The following is a 22,899-nucleotide window of genomic DNA, read 5'->3' as shown; positions in this document are numbered from 1 at the left end:
TTATAAGGATTGTTGAGTTTTTAGTTTCATGTATCTTGAAAGTAAGACAATTAAAACAGTTGTCGAGAATAATAATACAAAAGGATAAAGTTCAATTGATAGTCGGTCAAATAATAAGCCAGCAAGTGGTGTTAAGATACCAAATCCCATGTAACCAATCACCATTTGAAATGACATGACTTTAGAAATTTCATTTGGTTTGTAGTAATCATTATTAATGAACATCATATTTGGATAGATTGGACCACATCCAATACCAATTAAACCAATTACAACAAAGTAATATATTTCAAAATCAAAATCTAAAATGAATAGAATAACAGAGATACCAATGAGTAAAATACCAATTTGAATCAGTGCTTTAGGTTTAATCCATTTTGCAAAGATTCCAGATAAGAGTCTACCTAAGGTTAAACCTAAATAGTAAGTTGTTGCAGCAAGTGCAGCTGTTGATAAAGTTGAACCCTTTACTTGATACATATAAGATGAAATCCAAACACCAAGCAATGATTCGATGTGCACATAAAGTAAGAAAATAAACATCGAATTAACTGCACCTTTAATTTTAAGTGCAGTTTTTAATGGAATCCGATCATGTTCAGCTTTCTCAAACTCAGTTTCTTTTTTCCATAGTTTAAATGAAAGTAGAACAATCATAGCAATCAATATTAAGATTGAACCAACAATAACATATCCTGTTCTCCAATTGCTCATACTCAAAGTATATGCCATAATCGAAGGACCTGCCGTTACACCTATACCGTAAAATGAGTGCATAAAACTCATATGTGAAGCTTTATAGTTTTTAGTTAGATAGTGATTTAATGAAACATCAATTGCACCAGCACCAATACCAAGTGGAATTGCAAAAAATAACATTTGCCAGAATTCATTAATCATACTTAAGAAAATTAAAGCAAGACCCGTAAATGCAATCGATACAAACGTAATCCATTTTGTTTGGAAAAGTTTTAGTAATCTTGGTGCATTGTAAGTTGAAATAATGGACATAATGTAGATCACAACCGTCATAATACCTAAACTACCTAAACCAACATTTAAATCTACCCTAACTAAATTCCATGCAGAACCTAAAAGTGCATCAGGTAAACCCAGTGCAATAAATGCAATATAAATTACTGCAAGTAATAAGATAGATAAAAATGTTTGTTTTTTAGATTTGTTCATTTGATGTCACCGAGATAATCATATCACAAGTAAATTAGATTAAGCCTTTAAAGATTGTGTACAAGTCTTCAGAAAGACATTAAATTAGTCACTAAATTAAGAAAAATAGTGAAATTTAGTAATTTTTATTTCTTTTGATAGTTTTTTTAGAGATTTACTAGCATTAGTGTGTTTGCTAAAACATGATAATATATTAATTAAGTGAAAATTATTATAAGGGGTGTCACGAATGAATAAAGAAGTTGTCAAACAATTTACTGAAATAAGTACTGTATCTAGTTTATCTGAATTTATTTACACTTTTGAAAATGAACTTAATGAATTGTATAAGGATGAAAAACTTCGAATTTATTTTCGAGGTGAAAAGCAATACTTTGAACAAAGATGCACACCTTCATTGTTTAGACTAGACAAAAACGATATAAATAAAAAAAATGAAAAAGATATTTACTATCATACACTTAGAAGAATGCCAAATGAATTTAATAATTTATCGAACCTGGATATTCTAGCCAAAATGCAACACTATGGTATAAGAACTAGAATGTTGGATATTACTACAAATCCACTAATAGCGTTATTTTTCGCACTTGATGATAATAGCGAAGATGGATATGTTTATATATTTAAAGCCGATTCAAGTAATCAAATCTTATCTTATGATTCTGATAGAGCATTGATGTTATCTACATTACCTAAATTTACTAAAGAAGAACAAGGTATAATTTCAAGTCTTTGTGATAAGTATCCCGATACTGAAATTAAATCTAAACATATAGGAGATAGAAAAAATTCTGAATTAGATATTGATTCAATTACTAGAAAAACTCTCTCTAAATTTATTTATGAATGTGAAAGAGAAAGATCTGCATTCATAAATCATCGTATACTACCCTCAGATTTAACCAAATATTATTATGTAAAACCTCAATTTGCTAATGAACGATTACAAGCACAAGACGGATTATTTATTTTATTTGGGTTAAATCAACACTCTGTAAAAGAAGAAATAGCATATATTAAAATTAACGCTATAGCAAAGAAGAAAATACTTGCTGAACTAATGTTTTTTACTGGGGTATCAAATTCCAAAATTTTTAAAGGCTTAGAATCTTTAGCCAAGGAAAATAAAACCAGACTATTTCAGGATTTAAAGGAAGATAAAAATGAGATATCCGAATTAGAACAGCAAGCTTTTACTGGAGTAGATTATGCGTATAAGTACAAAGTAAATTCAAACAAAGAATTAGCAACTATGGGAGACGCAATTTTATCGTTATGTATAACGGAATATTTTTTTGAAATGGAAATTGCTAAAACGAAAGAAGAATTAACTGATTGGAAAAGCATGATTCAAGATAATTCAGTTTTAAATATGTTAGGTGAAAAAATAATAAGTACAAAAAACTGTTTATTTGATAATAATGATTTTAATAATGAAAAGAAATATGCTGATATCGTAGAGGCATTATTATATGTAAAATATTGCCAAAATGGAATTCATAGTCCAAAACAAATGTTTAAGAGTGAGTTGATTCCTCTTTTAAAAGATAGAAAAATTCAAAAAAATATCATTAATAAAAGTCTTTCAATGGCAAATAAATATGAAGTAATGTTTGAAAAGTTGAACTCTGCAATTAATCCGAAAGAAGAATCTAAATGAAAGCAACATTTAATAATTTAATTGATAATAAAATTGCATGTGGGGTTAAGATTAATGAAGTAATACTGTTTACAACCCTGAAACAAACATTTCAAACTTTTGCATTCGCTGATATTTTACATGGAAGTTCGGGTATGGTAGAATTTGCAGTTTCTGATAAAACATCAATGATTACTGTACAATGTGAAGTAGCAGATTTGTTAATAGTCTCATTTAGTAAATCCCAAATTAGATATACACTTCTACAAAATAAAACTATGCACAATATGAGTGGATATTATGGATTGGGAGATTTTAAAATTAATGTAAGGCAACATTATTTGTTAACCACAAAACCATTGATTACTCCTAGAGGTAGTAGCAATTATCTCTTTCCGGATATTTTATCATCTGGTATTTTAGATTCAGTAAGTTCATATGGAGTATTTTATAAAGTGAAAAACCTGATAACTGGTGGTTACACTTATAATATGAATTATTCGATAGCAAATAGACTTAAATTAAACTCACCAATAAAAACATCACAAATTAAAAGTAAAAGTGAACGAAAATCAAAATTTATAGGAATTCCAAATAAAATTGTTTCAAAATCGGGGTATAAAGAGGTTGAAGGATGTTTAGATTTAGATGATTTTGAGGTTGCTTTGAAGAATATGTTGATTGGAACACCAATATCTAAAGGCAATATCAATCACATTAATTTAATTAATAATATAAGAAATAAATTAATTAATGAAAGTATTAAATCTGATAAACCGTCTCGAGTGAAATTTTTAAATACAATAAGAGAATTAGAATTGGAAAAAAATATGGATAATGGAGTTGAAATGAATTTGCCAGATGTGATTTTAATAGATTGTACAAATGAAAATCAACTTCTAGATTAGTATGTAAAGTTTTTTATATTGTTGTATTGTATTAACTAAAATGATAAAATGAATTGTGCGTTGATTAAGGCGAGTAATCGAAGTTGTTTTAAGAAGAGAACTATTCAATTGGTGAAAGAATGGTAAACGATTAGATGAAGGCTACCTTAGGAGCAAAAGTAGATCGGCTTTAACGATAAATCGAGGGCTAGAGAAATCTAGAACTAAGGTGGTACCGCGGAATAATTATTTCGTCCTTAGAAGTTTAAATACTTTTAAGGACTTTTATTTTTGTTAAAGGAGAATATGTGTATATGAGATACATGACATCTAATGAAATCAGAAAAATGTGGTTAGATTTTTTTAAATCTAAAGGACATTTAGTTGAACCATCTGCATCATTAATTCCAGTTGATGATCCAACATTATTATGGATTAATGCAGGGGTTGCACCATTAAAGAAATACTTTGATGGTTCAGAAACACCAAAATCAAGAAGAATTACAAACATTCAAAAGAGTATTCGTACAAACGATATCGAGAATGTTGGTAAAACAGCTAGACACCATACATTCTTTGAAATGTTAGGTAATTTTAGTATTGGTGATTATTTTAAAGAAGAAGCGATTGAATTTGGTTTTGAATTATTAACATCTAAAGAATGGTTTAATATGCCACTTGATAAGTTATATATGACATATTATCCAGATGATTTAGTTGCAAAAAAGACTTGGATGCGATTAGGTGTTAAAGAAGATCATTTAATACCACTTGAAACTAATTTCTGGGAAATTGGTAAAGGTCCTTCTGGTCCAGATACTGAAATATATTTTGACCGTGGTGAAAAATATGATAAACGAGGTGTTGAACTTCTACAAAACGATATTAATAATGATCGTTATTTAGAAATTTGGAACATCGTATTCTCTCAATATAATGCAGATCCATCAATTCCAAGAAGTCAATATAAAGAATTACCAAGTAAGAATATTGATACTGGTGCAGGTTTAGAAAGATTTGCATGTGTGCTTCAAGACACTGAAACAAACTTTGAAACAGATTTACACTTCCCAATTATTAAGAAAACATCAGAATTAAGCGGAGTCGAATATAAAGGTCAAATGGCTTTCAAAGTTATTTCAGACCATATTAAGACTTTAGTGTTTGCTATCTCTGATGGTGCTATGTTATCAAATGAAGGTCGTGGTTATGTACTTCGAAGATTGCTTCGTCGTGCGGTTAAGTACGGTAGAACATTAGGATTCCATGAACCATTCTTATTTAACTTAGTTGATACTGTTGTTGAAATGATGGGTGAGTTCTATACAAACCTAGCACCTACAAAAGATATTGTTAAAAAGATTATTCAAAAAGAAGAAGCTAAATTCTATTCAACTATCTCAGATGGTGAAAAACACTTAATATCATCTATTAGAAATCATAAGATTTCAGGTCAAGATGCATTTAAACTTTATGATACTTATGGATTCCCTATTGAATTAACTGTGGAGTATGCAGAAGAGAATCATGTTGAAGTTGATTTAGATGCATTTAAAGAAGAATTAAATAAACAAAAATCAAGATCAAGAGAAGCAAGAAATGTTCAAGCTTCAATGAAAGCACAAGATGAAGCATTTTTAAACTTTAATGAACCTTCTAAGTTTGTAGGATATGAAACACTACAACATGAAGCAAAAGTAATTAAAATCTTTGATCAAGGTATTGTTCTTGATGAAACACCATTCTATGCTAAGATGGGTGGTCAAGTTGCAGATACAGGCACAATCAATGGTTTAGTTGTTAAAGATGTTCAAAAATTACCACATGGTCAATTCTTACACATTATTGAAACAGATTCATTTGAAGAAGGTGATGAAGTGCTTGCTATTGTTGATGAAACAAGACGCATACAAACAACTAAGAACCATACAGCAACTCACCTTTTACATCAAGCAATTAAAGATGTGATTGGTAAACATGCGAATCAACAAGGTTCTTATAATGGACCTGATAAATTAACATTTGATATTAACCATTTTGAAGCAATCAAACATGAAGATATTCTAAAAATTGAAGCAGTTGTTAAAGCTAAAATTAAAGAATCATTAGATGTTGTTACACATGTACTTCCAATTGATGAAGCTAAGAAGTTAGGTGCAATGATGTTATTCGGTGAGAAATACGGAGACGTTGTTCGTGTTGTTGACATCAACAAGTGGAGTATTGAGTTCTGTGGTGGTACACATGTTAAAAACACTAAAGATATCGAAGAATTTGCGATTACATCTGTTGAATCAATTGGTTCTGGTATTTACCGTTTTGAAGGTACAACAAATCATGTCATTGAATCAAGTAAAGATTATCTAGCGAGTTATCTTGGTACTTTAGAACAATTACTTTCTAAAAAGCAAGAATTAACTAAGTCAACAGAAAAAGATCAATTGCCTTCGGTATTAGGCAGTTATCAAGATATCTTAAACTATCGTGAAGCAATTGTTAAATTGCAAAACGAAGTTAAAGATTTAGAAAAGAAAGCAGAAACAGATTTAATTGCATCCATCTTAAAAGATGCAGATCGTTTCATTCCATCAAAAATCGAAGAAATCACATATGTTATCGTAGACAACCTTCCAGCAGCATCACTTAAACCATTAGTTGATGTGCTCTATGATAAAATTAAGACAGAAGCATTAATCTTGATTAATAAAGGTGAGCAAAAAGCATCTTTCCTTGTTAAAACATCAAAACTTGTTGCAAGAGATTTATTAAAAGACTTAACTACTAAGACAAACGGTAATGGTGGAGGTAAAAATGATTTTGCACAAGGTGGTACACAAGATTTAACTGCTTTAGATACATTCTTAAAGGAGCTTTAATTTGAAATATCTAGGACTAGATTTAGGTGAAAAAACCTTAGGGGTTGCAATTTCAGAATCTGGAATCATTGCACAAAACTTAACAACCATTCGTTTTCGTCCAATGGACTTTAATGATGCACTGCAACAACTCTTAAAAATTATCTTTGATCGTAAGATTGATATTGTTGTCATTGGTCTACCTAAACACATGAACAATGATTTAGGTGAGAAAGCACAAATGTCTCTAAGTTTTAAAGCAATGATTGAACAAAACAGTCCAGTTAAAGTTATCTCATGGGATGAACGCTTATCAACAAAGACAGCATTAAGAATGTTATCAGATAGTAATAAGAAGTATGATAAACAAAGACAATTAGTCGATGAGGTGGCAGCACAAGTCATCTTACAAAATTATTTAGATTCCATTTAAGGAGGAATTATCATGAACGCACTCGATAAATTAACTATTTTTAACGGTGATAAAGAAGAAATGGCAACAATTCTTTTTACTTTCGAAGATAACGGTAAAAAGTATGTTGTGTTTGAATTTGATGAAACACACGAAGTTTCAGCAGCAGTTTATGTTCCAGGTGAAACTGATTCAGAAGGTCAATTATTTGACATTGAAACAGATGCTGAATGGGATTTAGTTGATAAAGTATACAATCAATACGAAGAAGACTTAGAAGCGGCAGAAGACGAAGAAGATAGTGAAGCTTAGTGAATTTAAAGCATATTGCTTAGAAAACAAAATTCCGATCATTACAGATGAAGCATTAAACTTCATCCAGGAATTGATTAAAGAAAAAGATGTAAAAAACTTGCTTGAAATTGGAACTGCATATGGCTATAGTGCCATATGTTTTTCTAGTGAAAGAACGCAAGTAGATACTATTGAATATGATGAAGTACGTTATAATGAAGCTAAAAAGTGGGTTAATCACTTTAATGCTAATGTCAATTTAATTCTAGCGGATGCGAAAATCTATGAAGGTTTAAATAAGCAATATGACCTCATTTTCATCGATGGTGCAAAAGCAAGTTACCAAGTATTCTTTGATAAATATCAAAAATATTTAAAACCTGGTGGAATGATTGTATGTGATAACATAAATTTCCATAACTTAACCATGGATAAAACAAGAAGCCGCAGTACAAAAAACATGATTAAGAAATTAGGTTTATTTAAAACGTTCTTAGAGACCACCGAAGACTTTCTAACAGAGTGGTACGATATTGGTGATGGTGTGACTGTCACAACGAGGGTTAAATGATGAAAGTTTATCAAAAGAATGATAAATCTTTAAAATACGAAATCATCTACAAACCAATCAAACATATCTACTTAAGAAAAAGAGATGATGTCGTAATCGTTACTGCAAATAAAAAAACGACTGAATCGTATATATTGAATCTCTTAGATAAACACTTTGATAAGTTCTATCAAGTCCAAAAACCACGTCAATTTGAGGTTCCAAAATATCAACTTTGGGGCAATGAATTAACAATCGATGAATTCTTTGGTCCATACAAACAAACAGATAAAAATTACGAATTAATTTTAAAAAAAGAAGTCTTAGATAAAATTGAAACATTCATGCCAAGATTAATTCTAGATCTTGAAAAACTTAACTTAAAACCTGTAGAAATGACAGTTAAAAAGTTAAAGGGTAAATATGGTGTTTGCCGTACAGTGAAAAAAGAAATTACTTTAAGCTCTTTCTTGGCAAGAATTCATCCTGAATATTTATATTATGTATTATTGCATGAATATGCACACTTAATTGTGGCAAATCACTCAAAATCGTTTTATAATGTACTCGATAAAGTTATGATTAATCATAAATTAGTACAAAAACAGTTAAGAAAACACATCATTAGTTATTAAAGATATCATTTAATGATATAATAAGTTGAATAAAATTTAAGGAGTCATAAATTATGGCAGTTAAAAAACAATATGAATTAACTCAAGCTGGTTTAGAAGAACTCAAAGCAGAATTGAATGATCTTAAAGAAGTAAAGCGTAAAGAAAACTTAGAAGCTTTAAAAGAAGCAAGAGAACAAGGTGACTTATCAGAAAATGCTGACTACGATGCAGCAAGAAATGAACAAGCACGTATTGAAGCTCGTATTCTTCAAATTGAAGAAATCATTAAAAATGTTAAAATCATTAAATTAAATGATGATTCATCTTCTGTAAATATCGGTCGTGAAGTTGTCTTATACTTTATCGATAAAGATAAAGAAGTTACATACCATTTAGTTGGTACAATTGAAGCAGATCCTATTAAAGGAAAAATCTCTGTTGATTCACCAATTGGTAAAGCAATCAAAGGTCGCGAAGTTGGTGACGTTGTCACTGTTAAGTCAGAAACTGGTAAGAGTTTTAACGTTAAAATTGTTTCATTAAATTAATGGCTATCTATAAAAAATGTATTCCGGATTTATATATTAAATCCATATATGAAATTAATTATGATGACTTACTAAAGCAGGGGAAAAAGGCTCTGCTTTTTGACTTAGATAATACAATTATTGACTATCACCAAACAAAATTAACAGTTGAAGCATCAGAATTCTTACAAAAAATAGAAAAAGACTTTAAAGTCCTTGTCATTTCAAATTCCCATGAAAAGCGTGTGAAAGATGCAGTGGGACATCAATTTAAATATGTTTCATTTGCCAAAAAACCATTAAAGTTTGGATTTAAAAAAGCACTTAAGATGTTAGATGTTAAACCTGAAGAAGTCGTTATGATTGGAGATCAACTCATGACTGATTGTTTTGGTGGGAAGCGCCTCGGATTTATGACAATCTTAATTGAAGCAGTGAAACGAGATACCGATAAAATCTGGACAAGAATTAATAGAAAAATTGAAAGTTACTTCTTGAATAAAATTAAAAAGAAAGATCCAAAGCGTTACGAAGAGGTATTAAAAGCTTATGCAGAACGATAGAACTTGTTTAGGCTGTGGAGCAAGTCTCCAAACCGAAAACCCAAATGAATTAGGTTATGTAAAAACACTTGAACAACCTTTCTGTTCACATTGTTTTAAACTCATGCACTATGGAAAAGGCGATACACATTTCCATCCAGATAGATTACCTGAGTTTAAAAAGAATGCATTAATTGTTATCGTATCATCTGTATTATATTTAGATACACTTTTAACCTCTGAAGTAAAACGTCTTGCAGATGAATATCATGTCGTGCATTTAATCAACCAAATCGATCTTCTACCAGCATCAACGGATAAAAACTTCTTACTTGGTAAAATTCAAAAACAATTCAATCAATTTAGAGTTTCATATGATGAAATCATTTTAATGAGCGCTTTAAATAAACTTGATATCAATAATCTAAAAAATTATTTAAGAGTAACAAATTATAAAGAGGTCTATTTCATAGGTCTTCAAAATAGTGGTAAAACAACCATCTTTAAAGCTTTAACTGGGAATAAAGAAGCACTAGCGATTAAAAAAGCAGCACTTACTCAAAGAATTCTTTCAGGTAAATTTGATGACATGATGATTTATGATACACCAGGTCTTTATCAATCCGGATATTTACATGAATTTTTCCCATATGAAACTTATAAAGATTTGCTACCATCAAAACAATTCAAACCTAAAAATGGTATGCTTGAAAAAAATGATGCAATATTAATTGATGGTTTAGTTGGACTTTCCATCTTAAAAGGTGAAACTAAATCTGTATTCTATGGCAGTGATGCGATTAAACTGCATCCAACAAAAGCGGATAAAGTTGAATCTATTTTAAATAATGAACTTGTAACAAATGTTAGATTTGATCAATATGTCATGAAAGAATATGCATTAAAAGAAGATAGAAAATATCAAATTACTTTTGCAGATTTTGGTTTCATGATTTTAACTGGTCCAGTTACTATTAGATTATTTACACATCCAAAACTTCATATTTCAGTTTTAGAAGGATTTATTAAATGATTGATGTCTTAAAAAAAGATCTAGAAGAAAAATATAAAGATAGACCAGACCGCTTAAAACACATTTATGGTGTTGTTAAAAAAGCAAAAGAATTGGGTTCTAAATTAAATCTTGATCTAAACAAGTTAGAGATTGCTGCACTAATGCATGACTTTACAAAATATGATGATCTTGAAGATCAAAAGTCATACTTAAATGCAGAAGAAATCGAACTCTATAAAAATGAAGTTGTTGTATATCATGCACTGAGTGCTGCAACTTATTTAAAAAATACATACAAAATAAATGACTCTGATATACTAGATGCCATTAGATTTCATGTCTTTGGAAGTCCTAAAATGAACCAATATGCTAAAGTGGTTTTAATTGCAGATAAGATTGAAGAAACTAGAACATATCCAACGGTTAATTACTTAAGAGAATTAGCAGATATATCCATAGATAAAGCGATTCTAGCGTATTTAGAAGTAACGAAACAAAGACTATTAGATAAACAATTACCAATTCATCCTTTGATGAATGAAACGATCAAAATGTTAGGAGAATAATTAGTGGATTTACTTAAGAAAAGTTTAGAAATTTTAGAAAAAGTTAATGCAAAAGATATTGCAGTATTTGACTTTAAAGAAACATCACCTTATTATGATTACTTTGTTGTAGGGACTGTAAATGACCGTGCAGGACAAGCTGCAATTGGTTATTTTGGTGATGATTTAAGAAACGAAATCAAACACATTGAAGGTAAAGGCAATGCAGGTTGGGTTTTAATTGATTTAGGTGATATTGTTGTTCACTTATTCAAAGAAGATGACCGTAGATTTTATGGTTTTGACCAACGCTTCATGGAATTTAGAAAATGACTTTTGAACAAGTTTACGATATCTTACAACAAGATGTAAACTATCCAAAACTTTTAAAGCCTATTCTAAAGTATTTAGATAAATCTAAGACAACTTTAGATGCTGGTTGTGGATCTGGGTATATCCTAAAGTACTTAGTTAGCCAAGGCTATCCAATGGTTGGTCTTGATATTAATAAGGATATGTTAAAACTTGCACAAGAAAAATTAGAAAAAGAAAATCTTTCATGTGAACTCATCAAACATGATATAAGAAAGAAAATACCAAGAAAATTTGATCAGATCATTTCACTACTTGATGTTTCTCATTACTTCATGGGTGTTAAGAAAGTTTTTCATAATTATTATCAAGCACTTAATCCAAACGGTATACTTATTTTAGATTTATATCGTCTACCAATTTTTGAAGAAGAGGAAGGAATCTACCAAGGGTTATCATATCATTGGGAAGTTTATACGACGAAAGCTCAGATTGTTCACGAACTTGAAGTATCAAAAGACGGTTTAACTCAAAAATTCAAAGTTAAGCAGTGGTATAACGAAATTGAGTATTATGAAGCTATCTTATTAAGTCTAGGATTTAAAGTTAAAATCATTAAAAGTTTTGATGATCGTAAAGTGTTTTTAATTTGTAAAAAGTAAAATAAGCCTCTTTATATAACTATAGTTATAGAGAGGTTTTTTTATGCGAAAAAATATCGTTTTTGTAGTCATTGTATTGTTTGTTGTTGCAGCAATTTACTTTTTTCCTAAAGTAAAAGAATATCCCTATTTTGAAGGACAAAATGAAATGATCACTGTTGAGATAAAAGGTGCGGTCATAAATCCTGGTAAATATAAACTATCAAGAGGTAACAACCTTGCATATTTAATTCATCTTGCAGGTGGACTAACAGAAAGTGCAAATTTAGATGGTTTCAATTTAAATAACTTAGTTGAAGAAACGACATATGAAATACCAACTGTTAGTTATGCGAATGTTGAATCAAATTATAAGGTAAATTTAAATGAAGTCACATATCTGGAGTTATTAGCAATTCCAAACATTTCGGATACAAAAGCTTTAAATATACTTTTATACCGTACTTCAATTGGAAAGTTTACAGAAGTAGAAGAACTCCTTAATGTAAAAGGCATAGGAGAGGCAACCTTTGAAAAGATCAAGTCATATTTCTATCTCTAATTTCTTACATTTGTATGTTATTTTACTGATTAGTTTTTCTATAACTTTAAACTATTGGTATTTTGGGTTTGTATTCATTTATCTATTGTATCGATTTAGAAAACTTATTAATTATATATTAATAATATGCATACTTGGTATATTTTTACTAAACTTTATATATCAAAGATATATCCCCGAAGAAGTCTTTGGTAGGGGGATAATTTTAACTAAAGAAGTAAAAAACTATTCAAATCAATATGAAGTACTTATTCAATTCAAAAAATATGAGTTTAATAGTAAAGAAGAATTTTCTCCTTTTGAAATTATTGAAATTGAAGGACTTGTAGTAAACTTTAAAAATTCAACGATTCCAAATGGTTTTGATGAATATCAATATAAAATGTCAAATGGCATAACAGCCAAGATTGATGTCATAAAAATTAAGTCTGTCTTTAAATTTAATGTGTTTAGTAATTTAGATACATCAAAACCTTTAGTCAAACTTTTTAAAGATGAGAACTTTTATGAAATGGATAGTTTAAGTTATCTGTTGTCTTTATCAAGTGTGCATCTTACCTTTTTCATATTTTTAATTCGAAGACTATTTTTTTATTTAGATATTAAAGATCATGAGAAAGATCTTTTGATTTCAATACTCTCTTTTATTTTTTATTTAATTGGATTTAGTATTTTAGTCTTACGCATGTTTTTAAAATATGTACTTACCTGGTTAAATGAACAATTCAATTTAAGCTTAACAGATTTAGATATTGAGTCATTTGGATTTATTGTAATCCTTATAATTCATCCATTATATATCTATAATAAAAGTTTTCAAGTCTTATACTTACTTATTGTTATGTTTAAGTTAAAACCTTTAAAAAGTAGATTTCAAGACGTTATGCTCGCTCCGCTTATTCTAATACCTTATTTAACGTTATGGCAAGGTAAAGTAAATTTAACACTTCTGATTTTTACACCACTCTTAATCAGTTTAATTAAACCTATATTTATTCCAAGTGTCATACTTGTAACAATCCTTCCAATTTTAAATGTGATACCTTTTATTGGAAAATTGATACAAAGTATCATTATCTTTTTAGAACCTTATCAGTTTGCAATTTATTTTTTTAGATTTGAAGGTATCTTACTTATTGTATATTATGTTGGTCTCATTCTAACAATCAGTGCAAAAAAGGAAATGAAACTTAATTTAAGGTTATCTATTTTTATTTGGATACTTACATTAAGCATAACAATAACTTGGATACCAAAAGCTGACCAAGTTATCTTTTTAGATGTTGGTCAAGGGGATAGTAGTGTTATCTTTAAAAATGGTAAAACAATCGTTATTGATAGTTATCAATATGTTTCAAAATACTTAAGTTCAAACTATATTTATCAAATTGATTATTTAATACTTTCTCATAATGATTTAGATCACATGCAAGAAGCATCTGAATTAATTAAAAACTTTGAAGTAGATACATTAATTTTAAGTGGTTATACTGATTATGGACTTGCTCATCAAAATATCATTCTTATTGATGAGGGGAATTTAATTGAAATAGATTCAATTGAATTAAAGTTTTTAGGGCCAATCAGAGATTATCAAAATACAAATCTGAACTCACTTGTCTTTCAAATTAAAGTAAACGCATTAACATTCTTATATACCGGAGATATTGGTGTAAAAGCAGAAAGTGATTTAGTTAATACGTATCATGATAAGTTGAAGTCGGATGTGATAAAAGTTGCCCATCACGGTTCAGATACATCCAGTAGTTTAGAGTTTTTATCAGAAGTTGATCCTAAATTTGCAGTTGTATCTGTAAAAGATAAAAATATCTATAATTTACCGACACCTGAAATTATCAAACGACATCAGACCTTAAGTATCAAAGTATTTGAAACAAGATATCTGGGGAGTATCTTGTTTTATAAACAAGAAATAATTAACTTTAAACCTTAAATCATGATTAAGTCATGTATAATAAAAAGTAAGGATGGAAACTATGGAAAAAATATATTTACTTGTTGGTGAATCCACATACCTTATTAGAGAACAAATAAAAAAATATCAAGTCTTATCAAAGATTGACCCTATGAATGCCATTACCTTTGATGCAATTGATACACCGCTTGAAAATATCTTGCAGGAACTTTATACGGTTTCTTTTTTTGATGAGAAGAAAATGGTCGTGATTGAGCATGTAGATGCACTTGCATCTTATGATGATAAAGCTCTTAAACAATTTAGAAGTTATTTAGAAAATCCAAGTTCTGAAATCTTACTTGTCATGTATGTAACAACATTACCTGAGCGTAGCAGCTTTACAGATCTATTAGAAAAATATACATTCATCGAACGAATTAAACCAATTGAAGGTTCACTCCTACCAATTCATATTAAGAAACTATTTGATGAGGATGGTTATAAGATTGATGGCAGAACAATTCAAGCAATCATTGATCGAACTGGGAATAATCTATATTTAATTGAACAAGAGATCTCAAAACTTAAAGCATATGCTTATGATTTAAAAGAAATTAATTTTGATATGGTTAATAATTTAGTTCCTAGAACTTTAGAAGAAAATATATTTAATTTCTCATCTGCTTATTTAAGAGGTGATGTCAAAACTTATATGCAAATTTATGATGATTTACTTGAAAGTAAGATGCAACCTTCAACAATTATCAACCACTTATATCAAACAATCTTCTTGATATTCCAAGCTCAAAAATTACTACAATCAAAATATGATCAAGAATCGATTGCACATTACTTAGGGATTTCATCAGGACGTGCATATCATGTAGTGAAAGAAGCACGCGTACAAAATCCAAAAGCATTAGAAAAACTCATTAAAGATTTAAAAGAATTAGACTTAAATATAAAATCAGGTAACCAAGACGACAGACTCGGTTTTGAGTTACTATTATTGGGGAAAGTGAAATGAATTTAAAATATCAATCAATCTTAATCTTTGACTTTGAAACAACAGGTCTATCAGCAGCAAACGATCGTATCATCGAAGTTGGTGCTGTAAAATTAAAAAAAGCCGGTGATCGTTATGAGGTTGTTGAATCAATGAATGAATTAATCAAACAACCTGAACCGATTTCAGCTTTTATTACAAATTTAACAGGTATCACAAATGAAATGTTGAAAAAAGATGGTATCGATGAAGAAATCGCATTTCAAATGTTAAATAATTTAATTGATGAAGATACACTACTTGTCGCGTATAACTTAGCATTTGATATTGGATTCTTGCTTAAATTATTCCAAAAATATGTTGAGAAGAACTACGCAATTAAAAATGATATTTTAGACTGCATGGCAGTTTATAAGGATAGATATCCATATCCACATAAATTAATGAATGCAGTTGAAACTTTTGGTATTGTAAATGAAAATGCCCATAGAGCTAGTGATGATGCTTTAGCAACATTCAAAGTTCTACAAGCACTTGATCAACAGCAACCAAATTTAGAAGTTTATGTGAATGTATTAGGATATAATCCAAAATATCCAAAACCAGATATTTATTTTTCTAAGAAATCAATAAAAAGAGTTGGCCAAGGTATGAATGGTCAACGTGAAATAGAAAAATCAGCATAAAAAAACACCTTTTCAGGTGTCTTATGCTAATGCGTTAACTTGTTTTGATAAAGCAGACTTATGACGAGCAACGAAGTTCTTGTGGAATACACCTTTTGCTTGACCTTTGTCTAACTTCTTAAATGTTAAAGATAATAAAGATAATGCTTTTTCCTTGTCACCAGCTGCAACAGCTGCTGCGATCGCTTTAGCAGAAGTCTTGTAAGAACTCTTTAATGCAACATTCGCTTGACGAGCTTTTTCATTAGTTTTATTACGTTTAATTTGAGATTTGATATTAGCCACCAAATTCACCTCCTAAATCAGCACAATTCATTTTATCAAATACCATATTAAAATGCAATAAAAAACGGCTCTTTATGATAAAATATTTATGATAGGATGATTTCATGACAACAGCAAATAAACTTACCATATTTCGCGTAATTCTAATACCTTTTATGATAGGTATTTTATATATAGATAGTCTGTTTATTACGCAAACCCAATTCTTGAGTATGACCATTGGTCAAATAATCTTTGCAGTTATCTTTGTGGTAGCAAGCTTAACTGACTTTTTAGATGGTTATATTGCAAGAAAATATAATCAAATTACAACATTTGGTAAATTTTTAGATCCGATAGCGGATAAAGTATTAGTGTTTGCAGCACTTTATTATTTAATGGTTATTATGCCTGACAGAGTACCTATTTGGACTGTAGTTCTTATTATGATTAGAGAATTTATGGTGACTGGTATTCGATTACTCGCAGTAGAACGCGGTAATGTTATAGCAGCAAGTAAACTTGGTAAATATAAAACTGCAACTACAATGGTAGCAATTATTATTTTATTATTTAATGATTTTGGATTAACCATGTTAGATCCTAATTTTGAATGGTTTGGTAATATTGTTTACTACTTCGCAGTATTCTTTACAGCATTATCAGGTTATGATTATTTTATGAAAAATAAAAAGGTTGTATTAGAATCAATTTAAAAAAGTTTTTACAACGTTTTTCTAGTATTATAGTATAGGAGGAATGATTAATCCATGAGTGATAACAAAAAACAACAGGCATTAGAACTTGCCTTAAAACAAATTGAAAAGCAATTTGGTAAAGGTTCTATCATGAAATTAGGTGATGAAGGCGATCATTCAGTTGAAGTCATTCCAACCGGTTCATTAGCATTAGATATTGCGTTAGGTATTGGTGGATATCCACGTGGCAGAATCATTGAAGTTTATGGTCCTGAATCAAGTGGTAAAACAACTTTAACATTACATGCAATGGCAAGTGCTCAAAAAGCTGGTGGTACAGTTGCTTTTATTGATGCTGAACACGCATTAGATCCTACCTATGCAAAAGCTTTAGGTGTTGATTTAAATAATTTAGTACTTTCTCAACCAGATACTGGTGAGCAAGCACTTGATATTGCTGAAGCGTTAATCAAGAGTGGTTCTATCGATATGATTGTTGTTGACTCAGTTGCAGCTCTTGTACCTGAGCAAGAAATTGCAGGTGATATGTCAGCTAATCACGTTGGTCTTCAAGCAAGAATGATGAGCCAAGCTATGAGAAAACTCTCTGGTGTAATTTCAAAGACAAACGTTGTCGCTATTTTCATTAACCAAATTCGTGAAAAAGTCGGCATTATGTTTGGTAACCCAGAAACAACACCTGGTGGTCGTGCGCTTAAATTCTTCTCATCTGTTCGTTTAGAAATCAGAAGAGCAGAAGCACTCAAAGCTGGAAATGACATGGTTGGGATTCGTTCAAACGTTAAAGTCGTTAAGTCAAAGGTAGCACCACCATTAAAGGTAGCAGCAATCGATATTCTTTATGGAACAGGTATTTCAAGAAGTGGCGAAATCTTAGATTTAGCAACTGATCTTGAATTTGTTAATAAGAGCGGTGCTTGGTACAATATTGGTGATGAAAAACTTGGTCAAGGCCGTGAAAATGCACGTGCTTATCTTGAGTCAAAACCAGAATTATTAGATGAGTTAGAAAATAAAATACTTGCTCATTACAATATAAAAAAATAATTTATGTAAAAAGGTGAGATTTTTATCTATGTTAGATAAAAGTACTCCCTTTTTTTATTCATTGGGTTTATAATATTTTAAGTAAAGTGAGAGAGATTTATGATAAATATTATAAAGAAAGTTAGTTGGTACATCAAACAGGAATGGAGAGCATATTTAATTATGTTCGTTTTCCTGATTATCATTACACTATTGGCATTAACTCCAGCCTACATCTTGGGTATGGCAATTGATGTGATTGTTTCAAAGAGTTTAACATTTGAATCACTGTTATTTCTCTTGGTAGGGCTAGTTTTAGTTCCTTTTGGACGATATACATCATCTTATATTTATAACTACACATTAAATAAAACCAGTCAAAAATTAGCATTTCAAATGCGTCAAAAGTATTTGAAAAAATTATTTTCAATGGATGCTGAATTTTATGAAAAATACCAAAAAGGTGATTTAATTTCAAGAGCAACAAATGACCTTGATTCAATCACAATTGCAGCAACTTCAATGATTGAAGGTATTGTCTTAAATGTTGCGATGATTCTTGTCGCAATTACGATTATGGCATCGACAATTTCTTGGCAATTGACAGTGATTTCAGTCACGATCATGCCGATTGGATTAACGATACTTAACTTCATTCGTATGAAGAAACGTGCATATGTTAAAAAACATCGTATCATTTATGCGAAGATGACTGAAAAGATTTTAGAATCTGTTGAAGGTCAAAAAACTATTCGTGCATATGTACAAGAAGATACAGACCTTCAAAAACAATATGAAGCAATCAACGGGGATATTGAATCCTGGCGATACATTATTAATTATGAAAACAGATTAACACCATTATTTGAAATGGTTTACGGTATTGCTTATATTTTAGCGTTTGTCTTTGGGTCAGTATTTATTATGAACCAAATGATGACTGTCGGACAACTTGTAACTTTTGTATCATACATTGGTATGTTATATGGTCCAATTATTGGTATTTCAGGGGTATTCCAACAAATCAATAATGCAACTGTTGCGATTGACAGATTCTATGAAATCATGGATATTGAACCTAAAGTTACAGATGATAAAGATAATGAACACATCATGTCATTTAATTCAATCGAATTCAAAGATGTCACATTTAAATATCCATTTGATCATAGTGATACAATTCAAAATATTAATTTAAAGATTAATCATGGTGAAACACTTGGTGTTGTTGGACCGACAGGTTCAGGAAAATCTACATTAATTCGACAACTCTTACGTGAATTTAATGTAACAAGTGGAAGAATATTGATTGATCAAAAAGATATTAAAAAATATAACATTAAAGATCTTAGAAATATGGTGGGTTATGTTCCGCAGTCACATATGCTATTCCGACGTGGTGTTGATGATAATATTATGATTGGTAACCCAACCGCAACAATCGATCAATTAAATCGCGCAATTAAAGTCGCAGACTTTGAAAAAGATTTAAATTACTTATCAGAAGGTGTGCATACTAAAGTTGGTGAAGGTGGTGCAACTCTTTCCGGTGGTCAAAAACAACGTCTTTCAATTGCACGTGCTTTAGTCCGTGAACCAGAAATTTTAATTCTTGACGACTCACTTTCTGCAGTTGATGCTAAAACTGAAGAAAATATTATTGATCAATTAAAACAATTTAGAAAAAATAAGACGAATATTATTATTGCCCACAGATTCTCAGCAGTTCGAGATGCTGACCATATTATTGTCATGAATAAAGGTCGTATCATTGATGAAGGCACACATGAAGAATTAGTCAGTCGAGATGGTTGGTATAAAGACCAATACATCAAACAAATGAGTATGAAGTAGGGTGATGATATGAGACAAATAAAACTCGTTTGGCGTTATATCAGACGCTACAAGAAACTCTTGATGGTATCAATTACATGTATGTTAATTGTTCAAACACTTGGACTCTTAGCACCATTAATTGTTAAATCAATTCTAGATGATCAACTTGTTGGTATTACAAGACCATGGTATGAAACACAAGAAACATCTGGTGTATCATATAACGGTAAATACTATACGCAAGATGATCAAACAGGTGATATATTAACTATTGTTATTTTAAATGGCCAATATTTAGCTATTGATGGACCTATTGAACTGGGCCAACAATTCTTTGATGGTACAAATCTTAAAGTTGTAACCTTTGAGGGAAATGAAGTATTTTATCCAGCAGTTAAACTCACTGGTGGTGAAGTTATGAATTTCTATGCACCATTTATTGAGCCGGTTGCAATACTTTTAATCTTACTCTTTGGAAGATATGTATTACATATTCTCTTTTTATTCCTTCAACGCATCACAACATCATACATTACAGTCAATGTTGTTAGAGATGCAAGAAAAGACGCAGTTAAAGCACTGCAAAGAATGCCAATGACATATTTTGAGCACGAACCTGCAGGTAAGGTAGCAAATCGTATCATTACCGATGTTAATGGTATGATTAACCTTTTCTCAACCTTAATGAACTTGCTACTAAATGCTTCATTATCCGTGATATTTGCATATATTGGTATGTTCTATCTAGATAGTAGTTTAGCATTAATGACATTTGTTGCATTCCCACTCATTTATCTATGGTTAAGATTCTTTGTAAGTCACTTAAATCAAATTGCACAACGTGTATCAGAATCTGCATCTATGATTACTGCTAAACTAAATGAAATTATCAATGGTGTGAATATTTTACAAATCTTTAACTATCAAAATGAAACAGAAAAAGAATTTGAAGTTGTATCAAATGAATATCGTCGTGAACAATTAAGAGAACAAAAACTCCATCTTACAATTGGATGGAACATGATTCGTCTCTTAGGGTTAATGGTTACTGCATTAATCATTGGTTACTTTGGGTTCCAAAGTTTAACCATTTCTGGATTCATCATTTCAGCTGGTACAATCTATGCTTACAACGATTATCTATCTCGTTTAATTGAACCAGTTCAAACACTTTTCCGTGAATTTGGTAATCTCCAAATGGCACTTGTTAGAACAGATCGTATATTTGCGATTATTGATGCAGAACAAGAAGATGATAGTTTTGAAGTGATTCCTCGTTATAAAGGTGATATTAAGTTTGAAAACTTATGGTTCTCTTATGTTAAAGAAAAACCTGTACTACTTGGTGTGAATTTAGATATTCCTGCTGGTTCAATGATTGGAATTGTTGGACATACAGGTAGTGGAAAATCTACATTAATGAACTTACTTTTACGATTCTATGATTTAAAAGAATGTGACCTTGGAAATATTTATGTTGATGGAAAAGAAATTCGTGAGTTAAGCAAACGTACTTATCGACAACATATTGGTATCATTCTTCAAGACCCAATGATCTACACTGGAACGATTGCATCAAATGTTAAGTTTGGTAAAGATGTTTCAGATGAAGAAGTAGAACGTGTCTTAAGAGAAATTGGTGGAGGTTACATGATTGATAAACTTGAAAATGGAATTCATCATGAAGTTTATCGCGGTGGTGGTAACTTATCTGTCGGTGAAAAACAATTGATTTCATTTGCAAGAGCTGTTGTTCATAACCCATCAATTCTTGTTATGGATGAAGCAACTGCAAACATTGATACTGAAACTGAAAACTTAATTCAAAATGCATTGAATAAGGTTAAAGAAGGTCGTACAACAATTGTTATTGCCCACAGACTTTCAACAATTAAAAATGCAAACAAAATTATCGTTTTAGAAAATGGATTAAAAGTGGAAGAAGGTACACACGATGAATTACTAGCAAATGACAAACAATATGCTGGTATCTATCGTTCACAAACTAAAAATGTATAAAGAAAAAGTGGTTCAACATTGAGTTGATCCACTTATTTTTTAATTCGTACCGATTTGATTTGCAGGTATTAAATTAATTAAATCAATCTTATGATATGAAACTTTAGTTTCAATTGTTCCTAAACCATATTGAATATCGTAAGAAAGTTTAACATATAAATCAGGCATTTCAACTGTTACAAACCAAAGTGGTGACTTAGGTAAGACGTAATTGAAGTTAATATTTTGATTTGTTGAATAAGTTTCTTGAGTTACAATTGGTTTTGGTTGGCTTTTGGCATTAATCCATTGTGTTTGAAGGATTAAAGTTGCTTGAACATTACTTACAAATTTATTTGAGTGTTCTTCATATTTGACTCTAAATACATAAGTACCTGTTTCATCGTCATATAAAGGTGTTGTATAACTCATCCATTTAATAGAATAAGTTAAATCAGTAGTTTTAATTGTAATAACTTGATGATTGGTATCATCTTCAGTTAATAGTTCATAACCTTGGAATTCTGTGATACTTTCATTTCCAAAAGTCACAGCTTTATATTTTAAATAATCCCCAAGATAGAGTGAAACGACAAATGCAACTGGAACAACAACTATAAATAAAATAAGAATAATTAATAATCGGTATTTGTTTAACCATTTACCAAATTTTGATGTAGGTTCGTGTTTCGGTAACATGCTTATCTCCTTTTCTTCATCAAGTATCATTATACTATAATAATTGAAAAAATTAACCTCTTTAAATTCATACTTTTAATTGACTAAAACCTCATAAAAAGTTATAATGAAATATGTACATAAAGTACAAAATTTTTGACTATTTAAACATAATTGTG

At 30.1% G+C, this 22,899-nt stretch carries 24 protein-coding genes and 1 other annotated feature; of the genes, 21 read left to right on the top strand and 3 right to left on the bottom strand.

What is annotated here, in order from left to right; translation table 11 throughout:
- A complete protein-coding gene (locus JV173_RS03610; protein WP_205734928.1) occupies positions 1–1,188 on the bottom strand; it encodes an MFS transporter in 1,188 nt (395 codons plus the stop codon).
- A 229-nt stretch (positions 1,189–1,417) separates the two neighbouring features.
- Here JV173_RS03610 and JV173_RS03605 point away from each other — a divergent pair, with 229 nt between their 5' ends.
- The 17 genes from JV173_RS03605 to JV173_RS03525 all read left to right on the top strand — a co-directional run bounded on the left by JV173_RS03605 (position 1,418) and on the right by JV173_RS03525 (position 16,199).
- Positions 1,418–2,851, top strand: a complete 1,434-nt coding sequence (locus tag JV173_RS03605) for an FRG domain-containing protein (RefSeq protein ID WP_205734927.1) — start codon at positions 1,418–1,420, stop codon at positions 2,849–2,851.
- A complete protein-coding gene (locus JV173_RS03600) occupies positions 2,848–3,738 on the top strand; it encodes a hypothetical protein (RefSeq protein WP_205734926.1) in 891 nt (296 codons plus the stop codon). The genes JV173_RS03605 and JV173_RS03600 overlap by 4 nt, the downstream gene beginning before the upstream one ends.
- Positions 3,739–3,789: 51 nt before the next feature.
- Positions 3,790–3,979 (top strand) — a binding site (T-box leader).
- Between the two features lie 52 nt (positions 3,980–4,031).
- Positions 4,032–6,593 carry an alanine--tRNA ligase gene (alaS, locus tag JV173_RS03595; protein ID WP_240453008.1) on the top strand — a complete coding sequence of 854 codons (2,562 nt, stop codon included), beginning with the start codon at positions 4,032–4,034 and terminating at the stop codon, positions 6,591–6,593.
- Between the two features lies 1 nt (position 6,594).
- A complete protein-coding gene (gene ruvX, locus JV173_RS03590) occupies positions 6,595–7,005 on the top strand; it encodes a Holliday junction resolvase RuvX (RefSeq protein WP_205734925.1) in 411 nt (136 codons plus the stop codon).
- A 12-nt stretch (positions 7,006–7,017) separates the two neighbouring features.
- The gene (locus tag JV173_RS03585) at positions 7,018–7,296 is read left to right on the top strand and encodes a DUF1292 domain-containing protein (protein ID WP_205734924.1); all 279 of its coding nucleotides are present in this window, start codon (positions 7,018–7,020) and stop codon (positions 7,294–7,296) included.
- Entirely contained in the window at positions 7,286–7,849 is a 564-nt protein-coding gene (locus tag JV173_RS03580) for an O-methyltransferase (protein ID WP_205734923.1), read from the top strand. Before JV173_RS03585 ends, JV173_RS03580 begins: the two co-directional genes overlap by 11 nt.
- Positions 7,846–8,463: a M48 family metallopeptidase gene (locus JV173_RS03575; RefSeq protein ID WP_205734922.1), complete on the top strand. Its 618-nt coding sequence runs from the start codon at positions 7,846–7,848 to the stop codon at positions 8,461–8,463. Before JV173_RS03580 ends, JV173_RS03575 begins: the two co-directional genes overlap by 4 nt.
- A 53-nt stretch (positions 8,464–8,516) precedes the next feature.
- On the top strand, positions 8,517–8,993 hold the full coding sequence (gene greA / locus JV173_RS03570; protein WP_205734921.1) for a transcription elongation factor GreA: 477 nt from the start codon (positions 8,517–8,519) through the stop codon (positions 8,991–8,993).
- Positions 8,993–9,535: a YqeG family HAD IIIA-type phosphatase gene (locus JV173_RS03565; RefSeq protein ID WP_205734920.1), complete on the top strand. Its 543-nt coding sequence runs from the start codon at positions 8,993–8,995 to the stop codon at positions 9,533–9,535. The genes greA and JV173_RS03565 overlap by 1 nt, the downstream gene beginning before the upstream one ends.
- Complete coding sequence (locus tag JV173_RS03560; protein ID WP_205734919.1) at positions 9,522–10,547, top strand: GTPase; 1,026 nt, start codon at positions 9,522–9,524, stop codon at positions 10,545–10,547. Before JV173_RS03565 ends, JV173_RS03560 begins: the two co-directional genes overlap by 14 nt.
- Positions 10,544–11,095, top strand: coding sequence for a bis(5'-nucleosyl)-tetraphosphatase (symmetrical) YqeK (gene yqeK / locus JV173_RS03555; RefSeq protein ID WP_205734918.1), 552 nt, complete (start codon positions 10,544–10,546; stop codon positions 11,093–11,095). The genes JV173_RS03560 and yqeK overlap by 4 nt, the downstream gene beginning before the upstream one ends.
- A gap of 3 nt (positions 11,096–11,098) precedes the next feature.
- Positions 11,099–11,407, top strand: coding sequence for a ribosome silencing factor (gene rsfS / locus JV173_RS03550; RefSeq protein ID WP_205734917.1), 309 nt, complete (start codon positions 11,099–11,101; stop codon positions 11,405–11,407).
- Positions 11,404–12,048 carry a class I SAM-dependent methyltransferase gene (locus tag JV173_RS03545; protein ID WP_205734916.1) on the top strand — a complete coding sequence of 215 codons (645 nt, stop codon included), beginning with the start codon at positions 11,404–11,406 and terminating at the stop codon, positions 12,046–12,048. Before rsfS ends, JV173_RS03545 begins: the two co-directional genes overlap by 4 nt.
- 43 nt (positions 12,049–12,091) lie before the next feature.
- A complete protein-coding gene (locus JV173_RS03540) occupies positions 12,092–12,589 on the top strand; it encodes a ComEA family DNA-binding protein (RefSeq protein WP_205734915.1) in 498 nt (165 codons plus the stop codon).
- A complete protein-coding gene (locus tag JV173_RS03535; RefSeq protein ID WP_205734914.1) occupies positions 12,558–14,543 on the top strand; it encodes a ComEC/Rec2 family competence protein in 1,986 nt (661 codons plus the stop codon). The genes JV173_RS03540 and JV173_RS03535 overlap by 32 nt, the downstream gene beginning before the upstream one ends.
- A 43-nt stretch (positions 14,544–14,586) precedes the next feature.
- Positions 14,587–15,534 (top strand): DNA polymerase III subunit delta, encoded by a 948-nt coding sequence (holA, locus tag JV173_RS03530; protein ID WP_205734913.1) that lies wholly within the window; start codon positions 14,587–14,589, stop codon positions 15,532–15,534.
- Positions 15,531–16,199 carry a 3'-5' exonuclease gene (locus JV173_RS03525; RefSeq protein WP_205734912.1) on the top strand — a complete coding sequence of 223 codons (669 nt, stop codon included), beginning with the start codon at positions 15,531–15,533 and terminating at the stop codon, positions 16,197–16,199. Before holA ends, JV173_RS03525 begins: the two co-directional genes overlap by 4 nt.
- A 21-nt stretch (positions 16,200–16,220) precedes the next feature.
- Here JV173_RS03525 and rpsT read toward each other — a convergent pair whose 3' ends face one another.
- On the bottom strand, positions 16,221–16,484 hold the full coding sequence (rpsT, locus tag JV173_RS03520; RefSeq protein WP_205734911.1) for a 30S ribosomal protein S20: 264 nt from the start codon (positions 16,482–16,484) through the stop codon (positions 16,221–16,223).
- Between the two features lie 104 nt (positions 16,485–16,588).
- On the opposite strand from rpsT, the gene pgsA reads away from it, so the two are divergent.
- From pgsA to JV173_RS03500, 4 genes are all read left to right on the top strand, one after another.
- On the top strand, positions 16,589–17,179 hold the full coding sequence (gene pgsA / locus JV173_RS03515; RefSeq protein WP_205734910.1) for a CDP-diacylglycerol--glycerol-3-phosphate 3-phosphatidyltransferase: 591 nt from the start codon (positions 16,589–16,591) through the stop codon (positions 17,177–17,179).
- Between the two features lie 54 nt (positions 17,180–17,233).
- The gene (gene recA, locus JV173_RS03510) at positions 17,234–18,229 is read left to right on the top strand and encodes a recombinase RecA (protein WP_205734909.1); all 996 of its coding nucleotides are present in this window, start codon (positions 17,234–17,236) and stop codon (positions 18,227–18,229) included.
- Positions 18,230–18,328: 99 nt separating this feature from the next.
- Positions 18,329–20,062, top strand: coding sequence for an ABC transporter ATP-binding protein (locus tag JV173_RS03505; protein ID WP_205734908.1), 1,734 nt, complete (start codon positions 18,329–18,331; stop codon positions 20,060–20,062).
- Positions 20,063–20,071: 9 nt separating this feature from the next.
- On the top strand, positions 20,072–22,063 hold the full coding sequence (locus JV173_RS03500) for an ABC transporter ATP-binding protein (protein WP_205734907.1): 1,992 nt from the start codon (positions 20,072–20,074) through the stop codon (positions 22,061–22,063).
- Positions 22,064–22,102: 39 nt separating this feature from the next.
- Here JV173_RS03500 and JV173_RS03495 read toward each other — a convergent pair whose 3' ends face one another.
- Entirely contained in the window at positions 22,103–22,741 is a 639-nt protein-coding gene (locus JV173_RS03495) for a hypothetical protein (protein WP_205734906.1), read from the bottom strand.
- Positions 22,742–22,899: the final 158 nt, after the last annotated feature.

This window comes from Acholeplasma equirhinis (assembly GCF_017052655.1).
Classification (GTDB): Bacteria; Bacillota_I; Bacilli_A; order Acholeplasmatales; family Acholeplasmataceae; genus Acholeplasma; species Acholeplasma equirhinis.
This window is presented reverse-complemented; position numbering and strand designations above follow the sequence as displayed.

What these genes read in the sequence shown, in the direction of transcription:
- JV173_RS03610 (WP_205734928.1), bottom strand. Translation starts at nt 1,188, where the DNA reads ATGAACAAATCTAAAAAACAAACATTTTTATCTATCTTATTACTTGCA.
- JV173_RS03605 (WP_205734927.1), top strand. Translation starts at nt 1,418, where the DNA reads ATGAATAAAGAAGTTGTCAAACAATTTACTGAAATAAGTACTGTATCT.
- JV173_RS03600 (WP_205734926.1), top strand. Translation starts at nt 2,848, where the DNA reads ATGAAAGCAACATTTAATAATTTAATTGATAATAAAATTGCATGTGGG.
- alaS (WP_240453008.1), top strand. Translation starts at nt 4,032, where the DNA reads ATGAGATACATGACATCTAATGAAATCAGAAAAATGTGGTTAGATTTT.
- JV173_RS03585 (WP_205734924.1), top strand. Translation starts at nt 7,018, where the DNA reads ATGAACGCACTCGATAAATTAACTATTTTTAACGGTGATAAAGAAGAA.
- JV173_RS03575 (WP_205734922.1), top strand. Translation starts at nt 7,846, where the DNA reads ATGATGAAAGTTTATCAAAAGAATGATAAATCTTTAAAATACGAAATC.
- greA (WP_205734921.1), top strand. Translation starts at nt 8,517, where the DNA reads ATGGCAGTTAAAAAACAATATGAATTAACTCAAGCTGGTTTAGAAGAA.
- JV173_RS03565 (WP_205734920.1), top strand. Translation starts at nt 8,993, where the DNA reads ATGGCTATCTATAAAAAATGTATTCCGGATTTATATATTAAATCCATA.
- JV173_RS03560 (WP_205734919.1), top strand. Translation starts at nt 9,522, where the DNA reads ATGCAGAACGATAGAACTTGTTTAGGCTGTGGAGCAAGTCTCCAAACC.
- yqeK (WP_205734918.1), top strand. Translation starts at nt 10,544, where the DNA reads ATGATTGATGTCTTAAAAAAAGATCTAGAAGAAAAATATAAAGATAGA.
- JV173_RS03545 (WP_205734916.1), top strand. Translation starts at nt 11,404, where the DNA reads ATGACTTTTGAACAAGTTTACGATATCTTACAACAAGATGTAAACTAT.
- JV173_RS03540 (WP_205734915.1), top strand. Translation starts at nt 12,092, where the DNA reads ATGCGAAAAAATATCGTTTTTGTAGTCATTGTATTGTTTGTTGTTGCA.
- holA (WP_205734913.1), top strand. Translation starts at nt 14,587, where the DNA reads ATGGAAAAAATATATTTACTTGTTGGTGAATCCACATACCTTATTAGA.
- JV173_RS03525 (WP_205734912.1), top strand. Translation starts at nt 15,531, where the DNA reads ATGAATTTAAAATATCAATCAATCTTAATCTTTGACTTTGAAACAACA.
- pgsA (WP_205734910.1), top strand. Translation starts at nt 16,589, where the DNA reads ATGACAACAGCAAATAAACTTACCATATTTCGCGTAATTCTAATACCT.
- recA (WP_205734909.1), top strand. Translation starts at nt 17,234, where the DNA reads ATGAGTGATAACAAAAAACAACAGGCATTAGAACTTGCCTTAAAACAA.
- JV173_RS03505 (WP_205734908.1), top strand. Translation starts at nt 18,329, where the DNA reads ATGATAAATATTATAAAGAAAGTTAGTTGGTACATCAAACAGGAATGG.
- JV173_RS03500 (WP_205734907.1), top strand. Translation starts at nt 20,072, where the DNA reads ATGAGACAAATAAAACTCGTTTGGCGTTATATCAGACGCTACAAGAAA.
- JV173_RS03495 (WP_205734906.1), bottom strand. Translation starts at nt 22,741, where the DNA reads ATGTTACCGAAACACGAACCTACATCAAAATTTGGTAAATGGTTAAAC.